16 protein-coding genes are annotated in these 23,329 nt (G+C 62.5%); 11 read left to right on the top strand and 5 right to left on the bottom strand.

The features are described from left to right. The first annotated feature begins 218 nt into the window (after positions 1 to 218). Entirely contained in the window at positions 219 to 1,565 is a 1,347-nt protein-coding gene (locus tag ACEXP3_RS08370; RefSeq protein WP_210105375.1) for an MFS transporter, read from the top strand. Between the two features lie 131 nt (positions 1,566 to 1,696). After that, positions 1,697 to 2,449 carry a hypothetical protein gene (locus tag ACEXP3_RS08365; protein ID WP_377296818.1) on the top strand — a complete coding sequence of 251 codons (753 nt, stop codon included), beginning with the start codon at positions 1,697 to 1,699 and terminating at the stop codon, positions 2,447 to 2,449. Positions 2,450 to 2,540: 91 nt separating this feature from the next. Here the strand turns inward: ACEXP3_RS08365 and ACEXP3_RS08360 are convergent, their stop codons facing one another. Continuing rightward, positions 2,541 to 3,284, bottom strand: a complete 744-nt coding sequence (locus tag ACEXP3_RS08360) for an AAA family ATPase (RefSeq protein WP_377296817.1) — start codon at positions 3,282 to 3,284, stop codon at positions 2,541 to 2,543. A gap of 323 nt (positions 3,285 to 3,607) precedes the next feature. Between ACEXP3_RS08360 and treZ the strand changes: the two genes are divergently transcribed. Further along, a complete protein-coding gene (gene treZ / locus ACEXP3_RS08355) occupies positions 3,608 to 5,380 on the top strand; it encodes a malto-oligosyltrehalose trehalohydrolase (RefSeq protein ID WP_377296816.1) in 1,773 nt (590 codons plus the stop codon). Beyond that, positions 5,373 to 7,271: a 4-alpha-glucanotransferase gene (gene malQ / locus ACEXP3_RS08350; protein ID WP_377296815.1), complete on the top strand. Its 1,899-nt coding sequence runs from the start codon at positions 5,373 to 5,375 to the stop codon at positions 7,269 to 7,271. The genes treZ and malQ overlap by 8 nt, the downstream gene beginning before the upstream one ends. Before the next feature lie 6 nt (positions 7,272 to 7,277). Here the strand turns inward: malQ and cysG are convergent, their stop codons facing one another. Then, positions 7,278 to 8,783, bottom strand: a complete 1,506-nt coding sequence (gene cysG / locus ACEXP3_RS08345; protein ID WP_377296814.1) for a siroheme synthase CysG — start codon at positions 8,781 to 8,783, stop codon at positions 7,278 to 7,280. Positions 8,784 to 9,046: 263 nt separating this feature from the next. On the opposite strand from cysG, the gene ACEXP3_RS08340 reads away from it, so the two are divergent. From ACEXP3_RS08340 to ACEXP3_RS08325, 4 genes are all read left to right on the top strand, one after another. Beyond that, positions 9,047 to 10,120 (top strand): LacI family DNA-binding transcriptional regulator, encoded by a 1,074-nt coding sequence (locus tag ACEXP3_RS08340; RefSeq protein WP_377296813.1) that lies wholly within the window; start codon positions 9,047 to 9,049, stop codon positions 10,118 to 10,120. A 337-nt stretch (positions 10,121 to 10,457) separates the two neighbouring features. Further along, a complete protein-coding gene (locus ACEXP3_RS08335) occupies positions 10,458 to 11,393 on the top strand; it encodes a nucleoside hydrolase (RefSeq protein WP_377296812.1) in 936 nt (311 codons plus the stop codon). Next, positions 11,390 to 13,171 carry an adenine deaminase gene (locus tag ACEXP3_RS08330; RefSeq protein ID WP_377296811.1) on the top strand — a complete coding sequence of 594 codons (1,782 nt, stop codon included), beginning with the start codon at positions 11,390 to 11,392 and terminating at the stop codon, positions 13,169 to 13,171. The genes ACEXP3_RS08335 and ACEXP3_RS08330 overlap by 4 nt, the downstream gene beginning before the upstream one ends. Before the next feature lie 152 nt (positions 13,172 to 13,323). Beyond that, the gene (locus ACEXP3_RS08325; protein ID WP_210105384.1) at positions 13,324 to 13,689 is read left to right on the top strand and encodes a hypothetical protein; all 366 of its coding nucleotides are present in this window, start codon (positions 13,324 to 13,326) and stop codon (positions 13,687 to 13,689) included. Between the two features lie 15 nt (positions 13,690 to 13,704). Here ACEXP3_RS08325 and ACEXP3_RS08320 read toward each other — a convergent pair whose 3' ends face one another. Continuing rightward, positions 13,705 to 14,436: a response regulator gene (locus tag ACEXP3_RS08320; protein WP_210105385.1), complete on the bottom strand. Its 732-nt coding sequence runs from the start codon at positions 14,434 to 14,436 to the stop codon at positions 13,705 to 13,707. A 125-nt stretch (positions 14,437 to 14,561) separates the two neighbouring features. On the opposite strand from ACEXP3_RS08320, the gene ACEXP3_RS08315 reads away from it, so the two are divergent. Together ACEXP3_RS08315 and ACEXP3_RS08310 are read left to right on the top strand one after the other, a co-directional pair. Then, positions 14,562 to 15,314, top strand: coding sequence for a Crp/Fnr family transcriptional regulator (locus ACEXP3_RS08315; RefSeq protein WP_210105386.1), 753 nt, complete (start codon positions 14,562 to 14,564; stop codon positions 15,312 to 15,314). 43 nt (positions 15,315 to 15,357) lie between these two features. Then, entirely contained in the window at positions 15,358 to 17,262 is a 1,905-nt protein-coding gene (locus ACEXP3_RS08310; RefSeq protein ID WP_377296809.1) for a PAS domain S-box protein, read from the top strand. Positions 17,263 to 17,379: 117 nt separating this feature from the next. On the opposite strand, the gene ACEXP3_RS08305 is transcribed toward ACEXP3_RS08310, so the two are convergent. Next, positions 17,380 to 19,245, bottom strand: coding sequence for a putative bifunctional diguanylate cyclase/phosphodiesterase (locus ACEXP3_RS08305; RefSeq protein ID WP_377296808.1), 1,866 nt, complete (start codon positions 19,243 to 19,245; stop codon positions 17,380 to 17,382). Positions 19,246 to 19,386: 141 nt separating this feature from the next. Beyond that, entirely contained in the window at positions 19,387 to 21,162 is a 1,776-nt protein-coding gene (locus tag ACEXP3_RS08300) for an ABC transporter ATP-binding protein/permease (protein WP_377296807.1), read from the bottom strand. A 390-nt stretch (positions 21,163 to 21,552) separates the two neighbouring features. On the opposite strand from ACEXP3_RS08300, the gene ACEXP3_RS08295 reads away from it, so the two are divergent. Then, positions 21,553 to 23,181 carry an AMP-binding protein gene (locus ACEXP3_RS08295; RefSeq protein ID WP_377296806.1) on the top strand — a complete coding sequence of 543 codons (1,629 nt, stop codon included), beginning with the start codon at positions 21,553 to 21,555 and terminating at the stop codon, positions 23,179 to 23,181. The last annotated feature ends 148 nt before the right edge of the window (positions 23,182 to 23,329 follow it).

Raw genomic sequence — 23,329 nt, 5'->3', positions numbered from 1 at the left:
GACCGCCTCGCCGATGATGGAGCGGGTGTGTGCAAAAGTCCCGCACGACGCCAGAGTTCCACCCGAAACGGTAAAGACTTTGCAACAATATACGGCACCTGCACCGTTTGGAGCAAATTCTTTGCCATTGAAGCGAGACCGGGCTTGATAACACGCAAATATGCATCATCCTATCTTTTGGGGAGGCGACTATTCGCCGCAAAGGAGGAGACCGCATCATGAGCATTACAACCAACCCCACATCGTCCGAGTTCGAGCGCGACGCCCGGCAGATGCACGATGGCAAGCCGTTGTCTCCCGGCAGCATCGCCATTGGCGTGGTCATCGGCCGCATGTCCGAATTCTTCGATTTCTTTGTCTACGGAATTGCCTCGGTTCTGGTTTTCCCGCGCCTTGTTTTCAGCTTTGCCGGCGATCCGGTGACGGCGACACTGATGTCGTTTGCCGTCTTTTCGCTGGCTTTCCTGGCGCGACCGGTCGGCTCGCTGTTCTTCATGTGGATCGACCGCACCTATGGCCGCGGATCCAAGCTCACCATCGCGCTCTTCCTGCTCGGCGGCTCGACGGCCGCTCTTGCCTTCCTGCCGAGCTACCAATCCGCCGGCGTCTGGTCGGTGGCGCTTCTGGCGCTGTTTCGTCTCGGCCAGGGCTTTGCGCTCGGCGGTGCCTGGGATGGCATGGCTTCGCTTCTGGCACTCAATGCGCCCAAGGAGCATCGCGGCTGGTATGCCATGATCCCGCAGCTTGGGGCGCCCATCGGCTTTGCGCTGGCAAGCGCGCTGTTCGGCTATTTTGCCGTCAGCCTCACCGATCAGGATTTCCTCACCTGGGGCTGGCGCTACCCGTTCTTCGTCGCATTCGCCATCAACGTGGTCGCCCTGTTTGCCCGTCTGCGTATCGTCGCCAGCCGCGAATTCGGCCAGCTGTTCGAAACGCTCGAATTGCAGCCGCGGCCGGTTCTCGAAACCATTCGCGTCCATGGTCGTGATATCCTGCTCGGTGCCTTTGCGCCGCTTGCAAGCTTTGCCATGTTCCACCTCGTGACGATCTTCCCGCTCAGCTGGGTGACGCTGCATGGCGGCCAGTCGGCGGGCGAATTCCTGTTCGTGCAGATTTTTGGCGCGATCGTCGGCATCGGGGCGATCGTCGTGTCCGGGCTTGCCGCCGACCGCATCGGCCGGCGCAAGCAGCTGATGGTCGGTGCCGGCATTATTGCCCTCTTCAGCTTTTCGGCGCCCTTCCTTCTGGATGCCGGCGGCAAGGGGCAGGATGCCTTCATCATCATCGGCTTCGGCATTCTCGGCCTCTCCTTCGGTCAGGCGTCCGGCGCGGTCTCGTCGCGCTTTTCGCTTCCCTATCGCTATACCGGTTCGGCGCTCACGTCTGACCTCTCCTGGCTGGTGGGCGCGGGCTTTGCGCCGCTTGTGGCGCTCGGTCTTGCCAGCAATTTCGGCATCATCTTCATCGGTGGCTACCTGATTTCCGGCGCCATCTGCACGCTTGCGGCGCTCAGTCTCAGCCGGATCCTCGATTCCTCCGAGCATCAGGCGGCGGCAAACCGTTAAGCGCCCTCCGGCACCTCTGGCATCAGACATCCCGGCCGTCGACAGACGGCCGGTTTTTTGTTTTGTCGGCTTGCCGGTTGCTGCCGGCCAAAAGACATGCAAGGCATGCACATCATCGGGAGATCAAAGACATGACGGACATCAACGACGCGGCCGGGACGACAAAGCTTACCGACCAGCTTTCACAGGCCATGCGCGACGGGCAGACCATCGGTACGGAGGGCCTTGTTGTGCCGGATGTCTCCGGCGCCTATGCCATCCAGGCCGACATCCTGAACCGGCTCGGGGCAGGTGCGCCGAAGGGCTACAAGTTCTCGCTGCGCGATGGCGGCCTCTACGGTGCGCCCCTCATCTTTGTCAGCACCGTTCCGGAATCACCGTTCTGCGCCGGCATCAAGGTGGAAATCGAACTGGCGCTGACGCTTGGCCGTGACCTGCCGCCGCGCGCTCACCCTTACAGCCGGCAGGATATCGTCGATGCCATCGAAAGCGTTGCGATCGGGGTCGAACTCGTGCGCAGCCGCTATACGCAAGGCCCCGGCAGTTCGCTGCCGCTCCTCCTGTCGGACATGATGAGCAATGTCGGGTATATCGTCGGGCCGGTCCTCGACCGGGCGCTTCTGGCCGAAGGGGCAGAACTCGGCACCCTTGTTCTGACCAATGGCGAGACGGTTCTCTTTGACGGAGCCCCCCGGCACCCGGACGGCGATCCTCTGGCGGCCGTCATCGCGGCAGCCAATGGCGGCTTGCCGATGGGCGGCCATCTGACGAAGGGCGCTGTGGTGACCACCGGCACGCTCTGCGGCGCACCCTCTATCCCCGCGGCGTCCGAGTTTACGGCAAGCCTTGGCGGTCAATCGATCACGGTCACGCTGACGGCGTGACGGCACTGAAGACGGCAGAAGGCACCCGCAGGGTTTGCGGGTGCCTTCTGCCGGAAGTCGGGGCGGTGGATCGGGCTGCCGACGGCGGTTGTCAGGCCGCCTTGCGCTGGCGGGTTGCCGTGGTCTTCGGCGCCTTTTCGGCCTTCGGTTTGCTCGTCTTCGGCTTGGCAGCCTTCAGCGGCACAAGGCTCATGACTTCCTCGGCAAACTGGCGGGCATTGTCACGCGCCTTGTCGAGATTGCTGACCCGTTCCGCTTCCATCGTATGCAGCGTGCCGCCGGTGACGAACATGTCGCGATAGGCAGCCCGTTCGATGAGGGCCGTTTCCAGCATATGCACCTGCTTTTCGGCCAGGATGGCCTTCACGGCGGTCAGCGCGCGGGTGGTGATGATGGAATTGATGCGCGTCAGCACCACCGAATGGGGGATGCGGATATCGCACTGGATCGCCAGCTGCTGAAGGATCTCCAGCACCTGCGCACCGCCCACGGCATCCATGGCGCAGCCCTGAACCGGGATCATCACCCGGTTCGACAGGCCGATCGCCTTGGCCAGAAGCGGGGACATGCCGCCGGCAACATCGACGATGACATAGTCCATCTTCTTCGACAGGGCCTTCACGTCCTCTTCGATCGTCTCCTCGGTGATATGTGAAACGACGGTGAATTTTGCCGAAGCGGCGTCGAGGCCCTGCCAGCGGGTGATCCACTGTTGCGGATCGGTATCGAGAATGGCAACGCGGTGTCCGCGTTCGGCGAGTTCTGCGGCAAGAATGAGAGCGACGGTCGTCTTGCCGGCGCCTCCCTTGGTATTTGCAAATGTGATTGTAGCCATGGCTAACCTTCAAGCAAAAATGGGGTGGTTCATCCTCGTGCGGTGGCGCGCTCGTCTGGCTTTTTCTGGTGATGGGCTTTCGCAGAGATGACGTGTCATATTCCCGGATGAAGCTTGCGTGACGCTGGTGGAGAGCGCCGGGAACCCCGCATTTGCGGGCTTTTTGACGCAATTTTTCGCGCTATGTCCCTGCGCCTCCATCCGCTGACTGACTATGTCTTTGACTGGGTTCGGTTTATTCGTCTGCTTGAGCGCAGGCCGCGCGAAACCTTTCCCGCTTTGACGAGTTGAACAGTCGACCCCTCCTGCAAAAGGTTTCCTACGTGTCTGAATTTCTGTTCGGCCCAGTCGTTTCCCCGTCCGAAACCCGGTTCCGCTTCTGGTCACCCCTCCATGACAGCGTCCGGCTGAAGCTTGAAGGTCAGGACCCTATCTCCATGACGCCTGTGAGCGATGGCTGGCATGAAAGAACGGTGCCGGGAGCCGGGGCCGGCACCCGGTATTCCTTCGTCCTGCCCGATGACCTCGTTGTTCCGGATCCCGCCTCGCGCCACCAGCCGGAGGATGTCCATGGTCCAAGCGAGGTGATCGATCTCGACGCCTATGTCTGGCGCACACCCGCATGGCGCGGTCGCCCGATCGAGGAACTGGTGATCTACGAGATGCATATCGGCGCCTTTACCCCGGAAGGCACTTTTCTCTCTGCCATCGAACGGCTCGATCATCTCGCAGCCCTAGGCGTCACGGCCCTGCAGATCATGCCGATCAGCGATTTTCCCGGCAGCTACGGCTGGGGTTACGATGGTGTCCTGCCCTATGCGCCGGAGGCAAGCTATGGCAGGCCAGAGGATCTGATGGCGCTCATCGATGCCGCGCATGAACGCGGCATCTGTGTTCTGCTCGACGTCGTCTATAATCACTTCGGCCCGGACGGAAATTACCTGCCGGCCTATGCGCCGATCTTTACCGAGCAGCACAAGACGCCGTGGGGCAGCGGCATCAATTATGATGGCGCCTCCTCGCGCCCGGTGCGTGAATTCGTGATCGAAAATGCCCTCTACTGGATCGGCAAGTTCCGCTTGGATGGCCTGCGCCTCGATGCAGTGCATGCCATCAAGGATGATACGCGCGAACATCTGCTGCATGAACTGGCGCGCCGCGTCCGGGCGGAAGCAGGCGATCGGCATGTGCATCTGGTCGTGGAGAATGAGGACAACAACAGCGACCTCCTGCGGCGCAACGCGGATGGTCGGCCGGTGCATTTTTCGGCCCAGTGGAACGATGACATCCACCACGTCCTGCATATCGCCGCGACCGGCGAGGACTTCGGCTATTATCAGGATTACGCCGGCGACCCCGCCAAGGTCGGCCGCGCGCTGGCGGAAGGCTTTGTCTTCCAGGGCGAACATATGCCGTATCGCGGCGAGGCGCGAGGCAAGCCGAGCCGCCACCTTCCGCCCACCGCCTTCATCTCTTTCATCCAGAACCACGACCAGATCGGCAACCGCGCGCTGGGCGATCGCATGATCGTTTCGCAGCCGCTGGAGGCCATGAAGGCGGTGGCTGCCGTCTATCTGCTGGCGCCGCAATTGCCGATGCTGTTCATGGGCGAGGAATGGGGTGCGCGCGAACCCTTTCCCTTCTTCTGCGATTTCGATGAGGAGCTGAACGAGAAGGTGCGCAAGGGCCGTCGCGAGGAAATGTCGCGCCTGCCGGGCTTCGATGGCGATGACCTGCCGGATCCAACGGCGCGTGCAACCTTTGAAAGCGCCAAGCTCGATTGGACAAAGCTGTCGCAGCAGGAAGCACAGGACATGCTGGGCTTTTACCGCCGGCTGATCGAGATCCGGCAAAACCATGTCGTGCCGCTTCTTGCCCAGTTGACCGGCACCAGTGCCCGGTTTGAACACGAAGGCGATGGCCTCTTGGTGGAATGGAACTTGGGCAACAAGCGCCTCAGCCTGCGGGCCAACCTCACCGCGAACGCCGGTCGGGTGCCTGAGGTGTCGGAGGGAGAGGTGATTTTCCGCTTGGGCACGATCGAGGCGGGCGAGGCGGCGCCGTGGTCTGTGGTGTGGAGCCTGGCCGATGGATGACCCGACCACTCTTGCGTCCAGCCCCTCGACCCCATCCGTCACGCAGGGGCATACAGCCACCCTGGACGAACTGGCGCGCCAGCATGGCATCGAGTTCACCCGCCCCGACCCGGATGGGCGGGAGGTCGCGATTTCCCGCGACACGAAGCGGAAAATACTTTCGGCGCTCAATGTGACGGTCGAGGACGCGGCCTTGATGGAGGCCGCGCCCGTCTGCTTCCTGCCGGATGTCCTGTCTGAGGATCGTCTCTGGGGCCTCAGCCTGCAGCTTTATGAACTTCGGTCCGATCGCAACTGGGGGATCGGCGATTTTGCCGATCTGCGTGCCATATGTGGTCTTGCCGGCCGGGTGGGTGCTGATTTCATCGGGCTCAACCCGTTGCATGCACCCTTCATGGCAGATCCGACCCGGTGCAGCCCTTATGAGCCGTCCAGCCGCCAATGGCTGAACCCGTTCTATATCGCTGTCGATCAGGTTCCGGGTTTTGCGCCACGGCCCGATCTGGACAAGGCTTTGCAAAAGCTCCGGCAGGCAAAGCTTGTCGATTATCCGGCGGTGGCCACGGCCAAACTGCGGGAACTGCGGCGTCTGTGGCAGGCATGGCGGAAGGCGAACCTGTCATCCGGGGCCTATGGGGCATCGGCCTTTGAAAGCTTTCTGGAACAATTCGGCGAAAGCCTGCGCCGCCACGCGCTGTTTGAGGTGATCTCTGCCGATATGGTCTCGCGTGGTCTGCCGGCCGGCTGGCGGAACTGGCCAAGTGACATGCAGGCACCGGACAGCCCGGCTGTGGTGACCTTTGCCCAGTCCAGACTGGATGAGATCGAATTTCACATGTGGCTGCAATGGGTGGCGCATGTGCAGCTTTCCGATGTGGTGGGGGCGGCCGAACAGGCGGGCCTGCGCATCGGGCTTTATCTGGATCTTGCCGTCGGCGAGGCGCTGGATGGATCCGCCACCTGGAGCGAGCCGGACATCTACGTGTCTTCCGCCAGCATCGGCGGGCCGCCCGACCCCTGGGCGGTGGACGGGCAGGACTGGCGGCTTGCCGCCTTTCTCCCGTCGAAAATTGCCGAGGGCGATCCCTCGCCCTATCGGCGCATGTTGGACGTGGCCATGCGCTATGCCGGCGCCGTGCGCATCGATCACGCGGCAGCGCTTGCGCGGCTGTTTCTTGTGCCCTTTGATGGGACCCCGGCTGACGGCGCCTATGTCGCCTACCCGAAGGAGGATATGCTGCAGGTTCTGGCCGAGGCCTCGCACGATCATCATTGCCTGGTCATCGGTGAGGATCTCGGCAATCTGCCGGAGGGGCTACGGGAGGATCTGGCACGCGCCTCGCTGCTCTCCTACCGCATCTTCTCCTATGAGTTGAACGAAGAGGGCTTTGTTGCGCCGGCCGATTATCCGGCTCTGTCGCTCGCCTGCGTTTCCACCCAGGACCATCAGACGCTGGGTGGCTGGTGGTCCGGCGCCGATATCAAGGCCCGGGCCGAGCATGGCCTCGTGCCCCAGAAAACAGCCAAGGCCGATCTCACCGCCCGCGCGAAGGAAAAATCCGACCTGGTGCGGGCGCTGGCTTTGGAAGGTCTTCCTGTGCCGGATGCGGCTGCTGCCGTGTTGAAGGGGAAAGACCTCGATCAACTGGCCCTGTCGCTGCACCGTTTTCTGGCCCGCACGCCGTCCATGCTTCTTGCCGTTCGGCTGGCGGATCTCACCAAGGAAGCGCAGCCGACCAATATCCCGGGCACCAGCGACAGCCATCCCAACTGGCGCCCCAAGCTGTCGGTGCCGGTTGAGGCACTGGAGGATCTCGACCTTCTCTCCTCGGTCGCAGGCGCATTGCGGGAGGAACGGCAGAAGACGATGCCCGGCGATCAGCGAGTATAACAGGCGTCAGACGGCCTGCTGCGCCTTTTCGTGCCCGTCTTCACACGCAAGGCCGGACCCTGCCTTTGCCTTGATGAAGGCGTCCCCGATACCGATCAGCACCGGGTTTTCGTAGCCGATCTCTGCCATGGCAGAGTGCATGTCGATGAGCTTTCCAACCCAGCGGCGCTCATCCTCGCGAGCAATGGCACTGACAATGACGGCGGGGGTCGTTGCCGCCATGCCGTTTGCGCAGAGTTTGGCAGCGATGGCGGCGGCTGTGCGTCCACCCATGTAAAAGACAGTGGTGACGGTCGAATCGGCAAGTTTTGACCAGTCGAGGTCCGCCGGAAGCTCGCCCTTGCGCGAATGCCCGGTGACGAACCGCACCGACTGGGCGTGGTCGCGGTGGGTGAGCGATACGCCAAGCCGGGCCGCCATGGCGGTGGCGGAGGTGACGCCGGGCACGATCTCGACCGGAATGCCTTCTTTTTCCAGGCTCTCGATTTCCTCGCCGGCCCGACCGAAAATCATCGGGTCACCGGATTTCAGCCGCACCACGCGCTTGCCGCTCTTGGCAAGAGCAATCATCGTGGCGTTGATATCTTCCTGCTTGCAGCTTTCGCGGCCGCCGCGCTTGCCAACCAGCATGCGCTTGGCTTCACGCCGGGCAAGCTCCAGCACGTCGCCGGAAACAAGATCATCGAACAGGATCACGTCGGCAGCCTGCAGGGCGCGCACGGCTTTCAGCGTCAGAAGTTCGGCATCGCCGGGGCCGGCGCCGACCAGCGTCACGCGGCCCACCGGTTGTTCGCCGGTTCCATGGGCGATGCGTCCGGCGTCGGTCACCAGCGCGGCAGCCGTTGTCTCGCTCGGCGCTTCGCGAAACACCCGGTCGACGAACCCTTCCCAGAAGCTGCGCCGCTCCGTACCCGGCTTCAGCTTTTCGTTGATCGCCTCGCGAATGCCCTGGGCGATTTCGGCCCAGGCTTTGAGCGCCGGCGGCAGAAGCGTTTCAATGCGTCGGCGGATCGCCTGCGCCAGGATGGGCGCGGCCCCGTCCGTCGAAATGGCAATGACCACCGGCGAGCGGTTGACGATGGAGCCGAACTGGAATTCGCAGAAGGCCGGATTGTCTATGACATTGACCGGCACGCCCGCGGCCTTTGCGGCGCAATAAAACGCCTTGGCTTCCTCGTCCGTCTCGCAGTCGCCCAGCGCCAGAGCCGCGTTCTCGAACATATGGATGTGCCAGGGGTGGTCGTGATGCACCATCAAGGGCGTCTCGCGGCGCGCCTGCTCGTCGATCATGCCTGAAAATGTGCCGGAGAGTTCGTGCCGGGGACAGAAAACATGCACGGTCGCGCCGCAGGCCACCAGCAGCTCGGCTTTCCAGGCTGCACCATCGGAACCGCCGGCCAGCACGACGCGCTTGTCGGCCAGATTGAAGAACACCGGAAGCTTCGCCAGCGGCTCCATGCGGGCGGGCGTTGCCCGGCGGCTGTCGTTCTTCAGCGGCTGCATGACCTGCATCACCGTTCTCCCGGTCTCTCGTGGTCGTCCCGCTCACGCTTGGCGGCAGGCATGTGACAAAACATGCATGTTCCGTGCCACTTGCAGAGGTTCAGACGCAAGGAATAATCCTTCGAAAAACGGCGGGGACAGGAAAAATGCGGCTTATTCTCCCGTGATGCCGCATCGGCTCAAGCAATTGAAGCAAGCGCAGCAGAAACTCCTCGACAAGAGGCATAAGATGGACGTATTCGCTTAAACGATTAAGCAACGATGGCATTGCGATGCGCAGCGAAAAACCGAAACTGGCCGTGATCGCCGAAACGCTCGGCGTCTCGGTTGCCACCGTGTCCAATGCCCTGTCGGGCAAGGGGCGCGTTTCGCCGGATTTGGCCGAGCGCATCCGGGAGACGGCGCGGGCGCTTGCCTATGTGCCGAGCATGGCGGGCAGGGCACTGCGCACGGGCAGAAGCGGCGTTCTCGGGCTCGTTCTGCCCGATATCTCCAATCCCTTGTTCCCGCAGATTGCCCAAGCCATAGAGCAGGCAGCCTCCACGGCCGGCTACGGCGTGCTGATCGGTGACTCGCGCGGCCATACGGGCGTCCAGACGGAGACGATCGAGCGGCTGATCGACCGGGGCGTTGACGGAATGGTGGTGATCCCGCGCCGGGGCACGCGCATTTCCGATATCGGCTGCCCGGTTGCCGTCATCGATACGCCCTCCACGCCCGGCAATACCGTTTCGTCCGATCACTGGGATGGCGGGCGCCAGATGGGCGCGCATCTGCGCGCGCTTGGGCATCGCAAGGTGCTGATCCTTGCCGGCAGTCCCTTGTCGACCGTCCAAAATGATCGGGTCGGCGGGTTGAAGGCAGGGCTTGGGCCGGGTGCCGACGTCGAGGTTGTCTGGCTTGAAACGCTTGCGTCACCCAATGCGCCCGACCTAGCACCCGATCGTGCGCCCGAGCATTCGCTCAATCTCGCCGCGCGGGTCGAGCAGGGGGTCACCGCCTTTGCGGCGCTGTCGGACCTGACCGCCGTTCGCGCCTTGACCGAATTGCAGGGCGCGGGCATTGCCGTGCCAGAGGCTGCAAGCGTTGCCGGGTTTGATGATCTGATCTGGTCCTCCGTCGTGACGCCGTCGCTGACCACGCTGCGCATGGACATGGCCGAGATCGCCCGGCTGGCTGTTTCGGCTCTCACCGCCGTCATTGAAGGGCTGCCGCGCGCCCGGGTGGCGGCCTCCGGCACGGTGACGGCCGAGCGCTCCAGCGTGCCGATGATGCTGGTTGTGCGCCAGTCGACCGGCCCCTGTCGCACCCTTGTGCCCGAGGCCGTGGAAGGGATCGTTCGATGACGATGGCCGCGTCCTCCATGGCGGGCAGGCCTGCCCGTCGCAACATTCGTAACTCGGATGTTGCAAAGCTGTGCGAAAGCCCCATTTCCGCCTTGCTTCGAGCGTTTGGTGGAGCCGATGGGCGGGCACCGAAGGCAGGTGCTCACCCGGAAGCCCCAGACAGGAAATTAGAGATGACCGGCCATGTTCCGATAGCGGCGGAGCAGGTCCGTCAGCCGCGCGTGATGTGCCTGGTCTCAGGTCCTTTCCAGGTCGTTGCGCGCGGCGAATTTTCAAATCGGATCTTTTACAATCACAGCTGCGCCCCGGACGGCCATGCTCTTTTGAGGAGGGCGTGATGGGCGTCTGGATCGATACCGACATGGGCTTTGATGATATCGCCGCCATTCTGGTGGCAAGCCGGGGCGGCGAGCCGGTCGATGGCGTGTCGCTGGTCTTCGGCAATGCGGGGCTTGCGCAGGTCGAACGCAATGCCTGCGGCGCAAGGTCTGCCTTTGGCTGGTCCTTCCCACTGTTTCGGGGGCGCTCTGCTCCCGTGCTCGGCCGTCTGGAGACGGCAGAAAGCATCCTCGGCGATCACGGAATGCCAAGTGCGGGCGAGCGCCTGCCCGAGGCACCCGTGGTCCTGCACGCCGAGGATGCTTTTTCGGCGCTGTGCGGCTGGCTTTCGGGCAAGCACGCGGACGGATTGCCACGCCGCATCCTGGCGCTCGGGCCGCTCACCAATCTTGCAGCCCTGGCCCTTGCCCGCCCCGATCTGGCGGCAGAGATCGATGAGATAGTCTGGATGGGCGGTGGCGTGACGACGGGCAATCACACAGCATCGGCGGAATTTAACGCCTTTGCCGATCCCGAAGCGCTGGCCATCGTGCTTGCCCATGGCGTTGCCTTGCGCATGGTCGATCTGGATCTTTGCCGCAAGGTTCTCGCCACGCCCGCCGATGTCGCACCCGTGCGCCGGGCCGGCGGGCGCAATGCGACCCTCATTGCCGATCTGCTTGCCGGCTTCATCGATATCGCCATCCAGCGCGGACGCCCCGCCATGTCGCTCTACGATGCCGTTGCAGCGGTCGCCTTCATCCGCGACGACCTCGTCACCTTTTGCCGCGCACGGCTCGATGTGGAACTGTGCGGCACGCATACACGCGGCCGCACCGTCATCGAAACCCGTGACGGCCGCGCTCCGTTCAACGCCGATTACGCCGTCGATATCGACGTGGACGCGGCACGGCGGATCATACTCGACGTTCTTGAAAGTGAAGCATCCCGATGACCCGTCCCTTCGAACTCTTCGATCTCAACCTGCCGGAACTGCGTCGTCGCGCCGTGCAGGCGGCGCGGGGGGACATGCCGTTCGATGTGCTGGTGAAGGGCGGAACGCTGGTGGATGTCGCAACCGGCGAACTTCGGGCAGCCGATATCGGCATCGTGGGTCCGATGATCGCAAGCGTTCATGCGCCGGGCAGCCGCACAGATGCCGCAACCCTCATCAATGCCGCCGGCGCTTTCCTGTCGCCGGGTCTCATCGATACGCATATGCATATCGAAAGCTCGATGGTGACGCCCGCCGGCTATGCGCAGGCCGTGGTGCCGCGTGGCGTGACGACGGTGGTGTGGGATCCGCACGAGTTCGGCAATGTACTGGGCCTTGCCGGCGTCAACTGGGCCGCCGATGCGGTGATCGACCTGCCGCTGCGTGTCATCCTGCTTGCCCCGTCATCGGTTCCCTCGGCACCGGGCCTCGAACTGGCTGGCGCCGATTTCGGCCCGGACGTGTTGCAGACGCTGCTGGCGCGTCCCGATATCGCCGGCATTGCCGAAATGATGAACATGCGTGGCATCATCGAAGGCGAGCAGAACATGGAGGGCATCCTGCGGGCAGGGCTCGAGACGGGCAAGCTGATCTGCGGCCATGCCAGAAGCCTTTCCGGCGCCGATCTGCAGGCCTTCATCACCGCCGGTGTCACCTCGGACCATGAACTGGTTTCGGGCGCCGATCTCCTGGAAAAACTGCGCGCCGGCCTCACCATCGAGCTTCGCGGCAGCCACGACCATCTCCTGCCGGAATTCGTCAAGACCCTGAATGGGCTTGGCCATCTGCCGCAGACCGTAACACTCTGCACCGATGACGTCTTCCCGGATGATCTGGCGCGCGCGGGCGGGCTCGACGATGTAGTGCGCCGTCTTGTGCGCTATGGAATGAAGCCGCAATGGGCACTGCAGGCGGCAACGCTGAATGGTGCGCGCCGGCTTGGCCGGCCGGATCTCGGTCTGATCGCGCCCGGCCGTCGCGCCGATATCGTTCTGTTTGAAGATCTTGAAGCTTTTGAAGCGCGCCGCGTGCTGGTGTCGGGACGCGAGGTGGCGGCCGGCGGGGCGCTGTTGTCGCCACCGTCCGCCAGCGAAACGGTAACGCTTTGCGACACGATGAAGCTTGGCGTCCTGACAGCGATTGATTTTCGCGTGCCGGCAAGCGGCACCTCTGCCCGCATTGCCACCATCGACAAGCCGCGCTTCACGCAATGGGGCGAAACATCCGCCGAGATCGCCGATGGCCATGTGGTGCCGCCGGAAGAGACGACGCTGATTGCCGTCGTTCATCGCCATGGCCGGGCGCCCGCTAGCCCGCGCATCGGCTTCCTTACCGGCTGGGGCAGGTGGCGCGGTGCCTTTGCCACCACCGTCTCGCATGACAGCCACAATCTGACGGTGTTCGGCAAGGATCCCGACGATATGGCCGCGGCTGCCAATGCGGTGATTGCGGCAGGCGGCGGGCTGGCCGTTGCCGCAGGCGGCGTGGTCAAGGCCGTGCTGCCGCTGCCGCTTGCCGGCCTCGTCGCCGAGGGCAGCGTTCCGGAAATCGCGGCAGGTTTTGCCGCCATCAAGACCGAGATGGATCGCATCGTCGACTGGCAGCCACCCTATCTGGTGTTCAAGGCCTGTTTCGGGGCAACGCTTGCCTGCAACGCCGGCCCGCATCAGACGGATCTCGGCATTGCCGATGTGGCCAGTGGACGCCTGCTTACAAGCCCCGTCCTCGAAACCGTCTGATCCTTTTCCCTCGCCCTTCCGGCCGCCGGCGGTTGATCCTGCTCAAAGCGCCTTGCTCTTTTTGCGCTAGGCTCTCCGGTGACGCATTGACAGCCGGTCGGAGCATATCTCACGGCTGAGGAAGAGAGGGGCAACCCTCCAGGGGGAGGTTCATGGTTTCCGCATACCGGGTGGCCGATATCACCAGAGCGCAAGTGGACCGCGCCTTTGCACTGGTTCATGCCGCAGATGCCCGCACAGAGCTTTCCGACTGGCGGCGCACCTGTTCCGACGTCCTTTCTGCCGAGCGGGGGGAAGCCGCGTCGCAGCGCCTTCTGGTCTGCGAAAATGCCAATGGTTACCTGAAGGGCCTCTGCCTCGTGCGCCGACGCGCAGATCCGGAGGCATGCGTGCTCGATGTGCCTCTGCATGTGGTGCTGACGGTCGCAGACGAGGAGGGTGTTCGCCAGGCCTTGCGCGAAAGCCTGCAGGCGCTGGCCAGCGAGGCGGGCTGCACGTTGATGCCGATAGAGGAGTAGGCCCTTTGGCCGATATCAGGAAGCGCTGGTTTCTGCGGTAAAAATGTAACCGACGCCGCGCACCGAACGGATCAGCACGGGATGGGTCGGATTGCTCTCGATCTTCTTGCGCAGGCGGGCAATCTGGGCGTCGATGGCGCGGTCGAAGGCTTCCATCTGGCGCCCGCGCGTCTGGTCCATCAGCATGTCGCGGGTCAGCACCCGGCCGGCATTGCGGATCATCACCGTCAGCATGTCGAATTCGCCGGTGGTGAGTTCTACTTCCTCGTCGTTTGGGTTGAGCAGCCTTCGACGGCTGACTTCCAGGCGCCAGCCGTCGAAGGCAAAGACCTGTCCGATCTCGACCTGCGGGGGCTCCACCGGGCGGCGGCGGCGCAGAATGCTGCGCACCCGCGCCAGCACTTCACGCAGGTGAAAGGGCTTCGGGATATAGTCGTCGGCACCGACTTCGAGACCGATGATGCGATCCACCACGTCGTCGCGACCGGTCAGCATGACGATCGGCACGTCGGAGCTTGCCCGCACCTCGCGGGCGAGCGCCAGCCCGTCTTCGCTGTTGGGCAGCACAAGATCGAGCAGGATGAGATCGATGGTGTAATCGGCAAGCGCCTTGCGCATGGAGGAACCGTCGGACGCGCCGGTGACGATGAAACCTTCGTCCTCGAAATAGCGGGTCACCATCTGGCGGATGCGCGGATCGTCATCAACGATGAGGATTCGCTCGGCCCGCCGCTCGAGTTTCGTCATGTCCTCACCCGACTGCTCATGCGCTGTTACAGACTGTTACACATTTCAACCCACCGTAACATGCCCGGCATCCTCTTGTCACCGCTCCCCACCATAGTTTGGCCATCAAGACAGAGGGACGCACAATGCTTTCGACAGGCTCAACCGCACAGTCCAATTTCGCCGCCGTGGCGATGATGAAACCGCAGCTGGAGACGCTTGACGAACTCTTTGCAGCGGTGCCGCGCGAGACGCTGGATATTGGCGCCGGCCTGTTCTGGGAGGGGGACCGGGCACAGCACATCTTCGAGGTCTCGGAGGGAGTGTTGAGGATTTTCAAGATCATAGGCGATGGGCGCCGGGTCATTACCGGCTTTCTGTATGCGGGCGACATGGTGGGGCTGACGCTGCGCGATGTCTATCTCTACAGCGCCGAAGCCGTGACGCCGGTCAAGGTGCGCCGCCTCACGAAGAAGGCTTTCCAGGATGCCATCGAGCATTCTCCAGAACTTCGCCCGCGGCTTTTTGCCCTGATGTGCGACGAAATGGCCGCCGCCCAGGACCAGATGGTGCTTCTGTCACGCAAGAGCGCCGAGGAGCGGGTGTGCAGCTTCCTGATGCTGACGGCGCGGCGCATGCAGGGCGACAGGCAGGTCGGCCGCACGGTGCAGTTGCCGATGAGCCGGCAGGACATGGCAGACTATCTCGGCCTCACCATCGAGACCGTTTCGCGCACCATCACCAAGCTGATTGCCCGCGGCGTGATCGTCCCCAATGGTCGCCATGCCTTTGATATCGGCAAGCCCGGAAAACTGCTTGCGCTGTGCGGCGATGGCGATAGTTATGAGGACATCGGCGAGCGTGGCGCAAAGACCAGACAGGCTGTCTGGCCGCACTGATTGCGGTCTCACGCCAAAATTTGGACGTCTGTAAGGGAACCCCATGGGTGAGAAGGTCAATGCCGGGCAAGCGGTCGATATGTCGAGCCTGCTGTCCCTTCTCGGGCCGATCAATGTCATCGCGCATGATGCAACGGGGCTGATCTCTCACTGGAGCGCCGGCAGCGCAAGCTTGTTCGGCTGGACGGCGGATGAGGTGGACGGGCTTGATGTGCTGGCGCTGTTGCAGCCATCACCGACCCTGTCCCTTGAGGATACGATTGCCACCATCCGCGCGGAGGGGGCGTTCAAGGGCAATCTGGAATACCGCCACAAGGACGGTCACACGATTTCCGTGCTCAGCCGCTGGGTGGTGGCCCAAGGCGCCGATGGTCCGGTGATCGTCCAGATCAACGAGGATTTTCGCGCTGCCGCCACCATCCAGGAAAATCTCGCGGTGCGCGAGGCGCATTTCCGGTCCATTCTGCAGACCGTGCCGGAAGCCATGGTGGTGATCGACGAAACCGGCATCATCACGTCGTTTTCCTCCACGGCGGAAGATCTCTTCGGTTACGACGCGGAAGAGGTGGAGGGGCGCAATGTGTCGATCCTGATGCCATCGCCCGATCGGGATGGCCATGACGGTTACATTCGCCATTATATGACTACCGGCCAGCGCCGCATCATCGGCATCGGCCGCGTGGTGAAGGGCCTGCGGAAAGACGGCTCGACCTTCCCGATGGAACTTGCCGTCGGCGAAGCGGTCTCCAATGGCAAGCGCATCTTCACCGGCTTCATCCGCGATCTCACCAGCCGTCACCGCATCGAGGAGGAGCTGCGCCAGGCGCAGAAGATGGAGGCCATCGGCCAGCTGACCGGCGGTCTGGCGCACGACTTCAACAATCTTCTGACCATCATCAGCGGCAATCTCGAAATGCTGGAGATGAAGCTGCAAGATCCGAAAACCCTGACGCTTCTGAAGGAAGCGCAGGGGGCCGCCGATGACGGTGCCAAGCTTACAGGGCAACTGCTGGCCTTCGGGCGCCGGCAGCCGCTCAATCCGCGCATGACCGATCTCGGCCAGATGGTGTCGAGCTTTTCCGAACTCATCCGCCGCACCATTGGAGACCGCATCGAATTGCGCACGACGATCCGCGGCGGCAGCAACGAAGCGCTGGTCGATGGTCCGCAGTTGCAGAATGCGCTGCTCAACCTCACGCTCAATGCCCGCGATGCCATGGCCGGCGGCGGTCAGCTGACCATAGACGTCAGCCGGGTGCATCTCGACATGGATTATGCGCAGATGTATCCGCAGGTCCGCGCTGGCGATTACATCCTCGTTGCTGTCACCGATACCGGAACCGGCATGACGGAGGAGGTGAAACAGCGCGCGTTCGAGCCCTTCTTCACCACCAAATCGACCGGTGCCGGCACCGGCCTTGGCCTCAGCATGGTCTATGGCTTCGTGCGCCAGTCCGGCGGGCATATCCAGATCTACAGCGAGCAGGGTCAGGGCACCAGCGTCCGGCTTTTCCTGCCCGGCGTGCTGGATGCATCGGCGCTGAAGGCGGACGAAGACCGGCTGCCTGTCATGCCGGATATTCCGGGCGGCACGGAAACCATTCTTGTGGTGGAAGACGATCCGCGTGTGCGCCGGGTCGCCGTCGCGCGACTGGAAAACAGCGGCTACACGGTCCACCAGGCGGCAAACGGCATCGAGGCGCTTGCCGTTCTCGATGCGCATCCCGACGTGGCGCTGATGTTTACCGATATTGCCATGCCCGGCATGTCGGGTGACCAGCTCGCCAAGGTCGTGCGCGAACGGTATCCGCAGATCCGCATCCTGTTCACCTCCGGCTATGCCGAACCGGAAATTGCTGGCAAGCAGCTGGCGGCCGATGGCAGCTGGCTGAAAAAGCCCTATACGGCCCGCGAACTGGCCTTGCAACTGCGCCTCTTGCTGGACTGAAATCAGCCTCTTTTGGAAATTTTTGCAGCCTCAGTGCGAGCGTCGGTTCGCCCCATGGCGCCGGTCACGCAGTCTGCCACGGGCTCTGCCTCGGCGTAGGAGTGCTGGAGCGGCCCGTCAGCTTGCGCGTGCCACCGGCTGGGCCGGTTGCGGCAAAAGGCGTGACAGCTGGGCGGCAATCTCCGACGGTGGCATGGAGCGGCCGTAGAGATAGCCCTGGCCGCAATCGCACCCCATGATCTTCAGTGTGATTTCCTGTTCGGCCGTCTCGATGCCTTCGGCGATCGTGGTAACCCCGATATCCTTGCTGAGCATGATCAGGGCGCGCGTAATGGCAGCATCCCGCTGCTTGGTGATGAGATCGCGCACGAAGCCGCGGTCGATCTTGAGCGTGGTGATCGGATAGCGTTGCAGGGTGCCCAAGGACGCATAGCCGGTGCCGAAATCGTCAAAGGCGATGCCCACGCCCAGATCACGCAACTCGCTGATCACCTTGAACGACTGGTCCCCGTCCTGGAGCGTGGCCGTTTCGGTGATCTCTAGTTCGAGCCATGCCGGATCGATGTGGTAACGGTGGAGCAGGTCTGCCACTTCGGCCGCCAGATCGGCGCAACGGATTTGCGAGGGGAAGAGATTGACGCTCATCTTCACCAGGGGCAGGCCAGCGGCCGCCCATTCGGAGAGCTGCCGCAGCGCTTCGTCCAGCACCCACCAGCCGACATCGACGCTCAGGGCGCTTTGCTCCAGCATCGGCAGGAATTCGCCGGGTGGCAACAGGCCGCGCTCGGGATGCTGCCAGCGGATCAGCGCTTCCATGCCGCAAAGGCTGCCATTGCGAAGGTTGACCTGCGGTTGGTATTGCAGAACGAATTCGCGCTTCGTCAGCGCCCGCAGGAGATCGCGTTGGACGGCACGCCGGTTCTGCGCCACCGCCTGAAGGGAGGCATCGAAAGCCAGCGCCTTCTGTGTGTCGGATCGCTTGGCGTGCAGAAGGGCGAAATCAGCCTGCGCCACCAGTTCTTCCGCATCGACCTCATCGGAGGCGAGGGCATAGCCGATGCTGCCGATAACCCGCAGACGGTGGCCGTTGATCATGAAGGGAACTGCCAGCGCCTCGAGTAGCTGCCCGGCGAGGTGAGGGGTGGTGTCACCGCGCGCCTGCTGCGGCAGCAGGATGGCAAAGCGATTGGCGGCGAGCTGTGCCAGTGCCGTATGGAGCCCCAGCGGCAGGCTTATGCGCACGATGATGCTCCGGATCAGCGTCTCATGGACCTGCGTCCCCAGGTGGTCGCGAATGTCGCGCAGGCCGTCGATGTCGAGCATGAGGAGCGCACCGACATGCCCGCTCTCGCACCGTTCGCCCAAGAGTTCTTGAAAACCGTGGCTGTTGTGGAGGCCGGTGAGACTGGCCTGGTCTTTGAGACGCGTCAGACGCGCCTGCCGCCGATGCCGCTCGGAAATGTCGGCGACGGCCATGCCGAGATGTCGATCCCCGTCGGCATCCCAGGCGGTCAACGTGACTTCGAGGGGAAATTCTCGGCCGTTGCGGTCGCAGGCGAGGATTTCGAAGATTTTGCCGCTCAGGATCCCGGTGCTGACATCCATCATGCGCGTGAGGTTGTAATGGCATTCCTCCCGCAGGCGCTCCGGAACGATCAGGAGCACGGACTGCCCGACCAGTTCGTCACGGCGGTAACCAAACAGCTGCAAGGCGGCGTCATTGACGAACTCGATGACGCCGGCGGTCGCCATCGACAGGAGTGGAAGGTGCGTGGCATTGGCAAAGGCTGCCGCATTCATGAGCGCCGCATCGCCGACAGACGGCGTTTCCTGCTGGCCGCTCACCCGCTTTGCCATCGGCTCATTCCCGCCACCGGGTGGTATGATCTCTTCCAAACCGCTGTTGGAGGACGCAACAGACAGGCCCATGACCTGCGCCATGCTGCCGTGGCTGTCGCCGAGCGCGCCAGCTTCAGACTGCATGAGCGGTTGCATGTCCATGTCTCGGGTCGGTTGCATCATGGCTCCGGGGCTTGACCATGGGTGGTCCGGTGCATTTTAACTAATATTTAATGATTTATAGAAGATGTGCAATCGGTCATACTTGTTTCGAATTCAACTATATTACGCATTTTCGGCCGATTGCAATGCTGAAAGATGTATAGGTGTCGGATTTATCGTCAAAAAGACCTCTGAGCGGCCAATATAGACAATTCCCGTGTGCTGAAACGTGTCAAGAATCTGTGTCAGCTCCTGTTGCGCGGGGGTATCCAGAAGTTCCAGCGCATCATCGAGTATGATCCATTTGGGCGCCATCAGGCGGGCATTGGCCAGCCGCAGCCGTGCCTGGTCTTCCTCATCCAGCACGCGCTCCCAGCGATCGCGCGTATCGAGTTGTCCGGCAAGTCGCTCCAGGCCGACCTCCGAAAGGGCCGCCACCATCGCGGCGTCGGAATAGTCGGTGGCTTTTTTCGGATAGGTCATGGCCTCGCGCAGCGTTGCATCGGGAAAATAACCTTTCTGCGACAGGAACAGGATATCCTCGAGCGGCGGCATCAGGATCTCGCCTTGCCCCCATTGCCACAGGCCCGCCATGGCCAAAAAAAGCAGGTGGCGGTTGGCCTTCGGATCGCCATTGATCATGACTCGCGCGCCGGGTTCGATGACGGTTTCACCTGCAAGCTGCAGACCGCGTTCCGTCGCCGTCATGGCAGGTCCTGCCCGCAGGATCAGGTCTTTGAGGATAATTTGTCTGGTGGGCGAGGGGCGGATGAGCGGCGAACTGTCGCTTTCGGCCTTATCCAACTCGATCAGGGCGCGGCGAAACACGGAGACCCGGTACAGAGCGGCCTTCCAGTCGGCGATCGGGCGGAAATTGTCGATATACCAGCGCAGGGCCGTGTTCACCTGGTTAAAGGCGCCGACTGCCATCATCAGCCCACCGAAGGAAATGCTGCCGCTGAAATAGACAGGTGCTGCAATGAGGATCGGCGCGATGGTGGTCAGCCAGCCGAAGCCTGAGGAAATCCAGGTGAGATTGGTATAGGCAAAGGCGAGCTTGCGGATGACCGCCAGAACGGCGCTGATCGACAGCTGGATGCGCTGGCGCTCGCTGTCTTCGCCATTGGTTAGCGTGATGGCCATGAGGTTTTCATTGGTATGCATCAGCGTGAAGCGCATGTCCGCTTCCTTGGAATAGCGCTCGGTGTTGAGGCGGGGCAGATGGCGGCCGACGACGTTGCTGATGAGGGAGGCGGTGGCCGCATAAAGAAGGGCCGCCCAGACCATGTAGCCGGGAATGGCGATCTGCCTTCCGTCGATGGTAAAGCTGAAATCGGCCGAAATTGCCCAGAGCACGCCGATAAAGCTCACCAGAAGAATGGTGGAGTTGACAAGGCCGATGGCAAGCGAGGTCGTCAGTTCCGCAAGGTTTCGCGCGTCCTCGTGCAGCCGCTGGTCCGGGTTGATGCCGATCTTGCCGTAGCTGGCGAGCTTCAGCGCCCGGCGCGGCTTCATCCACTGGTCGACAAGGTCGCGCGAAAGGCCCTCACGCATGTAAAGCGCGGTCATCTGGTTCAAAAAGGCCTGTATGACGTTGAGCACCAGAAGCGATCCGGCAATGACGAAGAAGACTTTCAGCTGCTGGAAGAAGGCGGGTAGATCCTGTTGCTCAAGCGCGTTGTAAAAAGGCGTGTTCCAGTGGTTGAGGCGATACTGGCCATAGACGGTGGTGAGGATCACGGCCAGCAGCCCGACGATCAGCAGCAGCACTTTTACGCGCACCGCCGACGTCCAGAAGGCGCTGATCATCATGCGCAGCTGCGCATCAAAGCGAAAACTGGCATTGCCGATCTCGAAATCGGAGGGGTCCTTGCCGTTTTGATCCGTCAGTGCTGCCATGGTTCGTTCCGCATGTGATCTTGCGCGATCTGCCCCGCGATCAGCTTTGTGTCGTCGGGCGAGGTCCTTCAACAGAGCTATACTGCAAATCGGCCCCCTTGCTACCGGACGGCGGGAGCACGGGAAAGATTTCCTGAAACTGTGCCTTCAGCGACCTCTTCCCATTCTTTGCCATTTCGATTGCCCGAGCCTGATGTCTGCAAGGGTCCGTGAGACCGCCCACAAGCGTGCGCTCCCAAAATTATTACAAACTTAAAATTTCTGTCTTGCCACGGGCGACCTCCGGTGCAATTCTTGGCTCAACAAGAGGCGGAAACAGCCTCGCAAAGGCGCCTGGACCGGCGAGGAAACCGGTTTTGAGCGTTTGAGGAACGAAAGGGAACAAGAGCCATGCTGGGACCCACCGGCCATGTGGATACGTTTGCCCGGGATAATCTTCCGCCATTGGATCAATGGCCGGAACTGCTGCTTGAGGGCTTCGACTACCCTGACTATCTGAATGCTGCGGTCGAACTGACGGACCGCATGGTGGAAAAAGGTTTCGGCGATCACACCGCCCTCATCGGCAATGGCCGCCGGCGCACCTACAAGGAACTGTCCGACTGGACGAACCGCATCGCGCGGGCGCTGACTGAGGACTACGGGTTGAAGCCGGGCAACCGCGTGCTGATCCGCTCGGCCAACAATCCGGCCATGGTGGCCTGCTGGCTGGCGGCCACCAAGGCCGGCGCCGTCGTCGTCAACACCATGCCGATGCTGCGCGCCGGCGAGCTTGCCAAGACCATCGACAAGGCCGAAATCTCGATGGCGCTGTGCGACACGCGCCTGATGGACGAGTTGGTGGCGGTGGCCAAGGAAAGTCGCTATCTGACCCAGGTGATCGGTTTCGACGGCACGGCCAATCACGATGCCGAACTGGACCGCGCAGCACTGAACAAGCCGGTGCGCTATGAGGCGGTGAAGACCGGGCGCGACGATGTGGCGCTTCTGGGCTTTACGTCCGGGTCCACGGGCATTGCCAAGGCGACGATGCATTTTCACCGCGACCTGCTGATCATCGCGGATGCCTATGCCCGTGAAGTGCTGAGCGTCACTCCGGATGATGTCTTCGTCGGGTCGCCGCCGCTGGCCTTCACCTTCGGCCTTGGCGGTCTTGCCATCTTCCCGCTGCGCTTCGGGGCGGCGGCCACGCTGCTGGAACATGCGACGCCGCCAAAAATGATGGAGATCATCGAGACCTACCGCGCCACCATCTGCTTTACCGCGCCAACGGCCTATCGTGCCATGCTCGCGGCCTCCGGCGAGGGCAAGGCGGATCTCTCTTCGCTCCGCATCGCGGTTTCTGCCGGCGAGACGCTGCCGGGACCGGTCTTCGAGGAGTGGACGCAAAAGACAGGTATTCCGATCCTCGACGGCATCGGCGCCACCGAAATGCTGCATATCTTCATCTCTAATCGTCTTGGCGAAGCAAAGCCGTCCTGTACCGGCAGGCCGCTCTCCGGCTACCAGGCCAAGGTGGTCAACGAGGCGATGAACGAGGTGCCTCGCGGCACGATCGGCCGGCTTGCCGTCAAGGGGCCGATCGGCTGCCGATATATGGCCGACGAGCGCCAGAAGGAATATGTACGCGACGGCTGGAACCTCACCGGCGACAGCTTTTTCGAGGATGATGACGGCTATTTCCATTTCGCCGCCCGCTCCGACGACATGATCGTGTCGGCTGGCTACAACATCGCCGGTCCCGAGGTGGAGGCAGCACTTCTGAAGCACGAGGCGGTGCTGGAATGCGCCGTGATCGGCGTGCCCGACGAGGCGCGTGGCCACATCGTTGAGGCGCATGTGGTGCTGACGGATCATGGTCAGGCCTGCGATGCGCTTGCAAAGCTCCTGCAGGAGCATGTGAAGGCAATCATCGCGCCTTACAAATATCCGCGCTCTATTGTGTTTACGCAGGCGCTGCCGAAAACCGAGTCCGGCAAGATTCAGCGTTTCCGGTTGAAATCCGCCTCTGCGGCGTAAGACGGCGTAATTTGCCCTTGCAGCCAGTGGATGTTTTGCCCGGGTTGTGGAAGTTTGGCGAAAAGACCGCCAAGGGTTTGCCGCCAAGGCCAGACGCCCGCACTGAGAAGCGGGCCTGAGACAAGAATAAATGTGGGACATCAGACCA

Origin of the sequence: Neorhizobium fuzhouense (assembly GCF_042611105.1) — a bacterium.
Taxonomy (GTDB): Bacteria; Pseudomonadota; Alphaproteobacteria; order Rhizobiales; family Rhizobiaceae; genus Neorhizobium; species Neorhizobium galegae_A.
The sequence above is the reverse complement of the archived record's forward strand: the minus strand, read 5'-3'. Positions and strand labels throughout refer to the sequence as shown.

Coding starts and splice junctions, on each gene's coding strand:
- malQ (WP_377296815.1), top strand. CDS start 5,373: ATGGATGACCCGACCACTCTTGCGTCCAGCCCCTCGACCCCATCCGTC.
- ACEXP3_RS08300 (WP_377296807.1), bottom strand. CDS start 21,162: ATGGCAGCACTGACGGATCAAAACGGCAAGGACCCCTCCGATTTCGAG.
- ACEXP3_RS08325 (WP_210105384.1), top strand. CDS start 13,324: ATGGTTTCCGCATACCGGGTGGCCGATATCACCAGAGCGCAAGTGGAC.
- ACEXP3_RS08360 (WP_377296817.1), bottom strand. CDS start 3,284: ATGGCTACAATCACATTTGCAAATACCAAGGGAGGCGCCGGCAAGACG.
- ACEXP3_RS08315 (WP_210105386.1), top strand. CDS start 14,562: ATGCTTTCGACAGGCTCAACCGCACAGTCCAATTTCGCCGCCGTGGCG.
- ACEXP3_RS08340 (WP_377296813.1), top strand. CDS start 9,047: ATGCGCAGCGAAAAACCGAAACTGGCCGTGATCGCCGAAACGCTCGGC.
- ACEXP3_RS08365 (WP_377296818.1), top strand. CDS start 1,697: ATGACGGACATCAACGACGCGGCCGGGACGACAAAGCTTACCGACCAG.
- ACEXP3_RS08295 (WP_377296806.1), top strand. CDS start 21,553: ATGCTGGGACCCACCGGCCATGTGGATACGTTTGCCCGGGATAATCTT.
- ACEXP3_RS08305 (WP_377296808.1), bottom strand. CDS start 19,245: ATGCAGTCTGAAGCTGGCGCGCTCGGCGACAGCCACGGCAGCATGGCG.
- ACEXP3_RS08335 (WP_377296812.1), top strand. CDS start 10,458: ATGGGCGTCTGGATCGATACCGACATGGGCTTTGATGATATCGCCGCC.
- ACEXP3_RS08330 (WP_377296811.1), top strand. CDS start 11,390: ATGACCCGTCCCTTCGAACTCTTCGATCTCAACCTGCCGGAACTGCGT.
- ACEXP3_RS08310 (WP_377296809.1), top strand. CDS start 15,358: ATGGGTGAGAAGGTCAATGCCGGGCAAGCGGTCGATATGTCGAGCCTG.
- ACEXP3_RS08370 (WP_210105375.1), top strand. CDS start 219: ATGAGCATTACAACCAACCCCACATCGTCCGAGTTCGAGCGCGACGCC.
- ACEXP3_RS08320 (WP_210105385.1), bottom strand. CDS start 14,436: ATGACGAAACTCGAGCGGCGGGCCGAGCGAATCCTCATCGTTGATGAC.
- cysG (WP_377296814.1), bottom strand. CDS start 8,783: ATGCAGGTCATGCAGCCGCTGAAGAACGACAGCCGCCGGGCAACGCCC.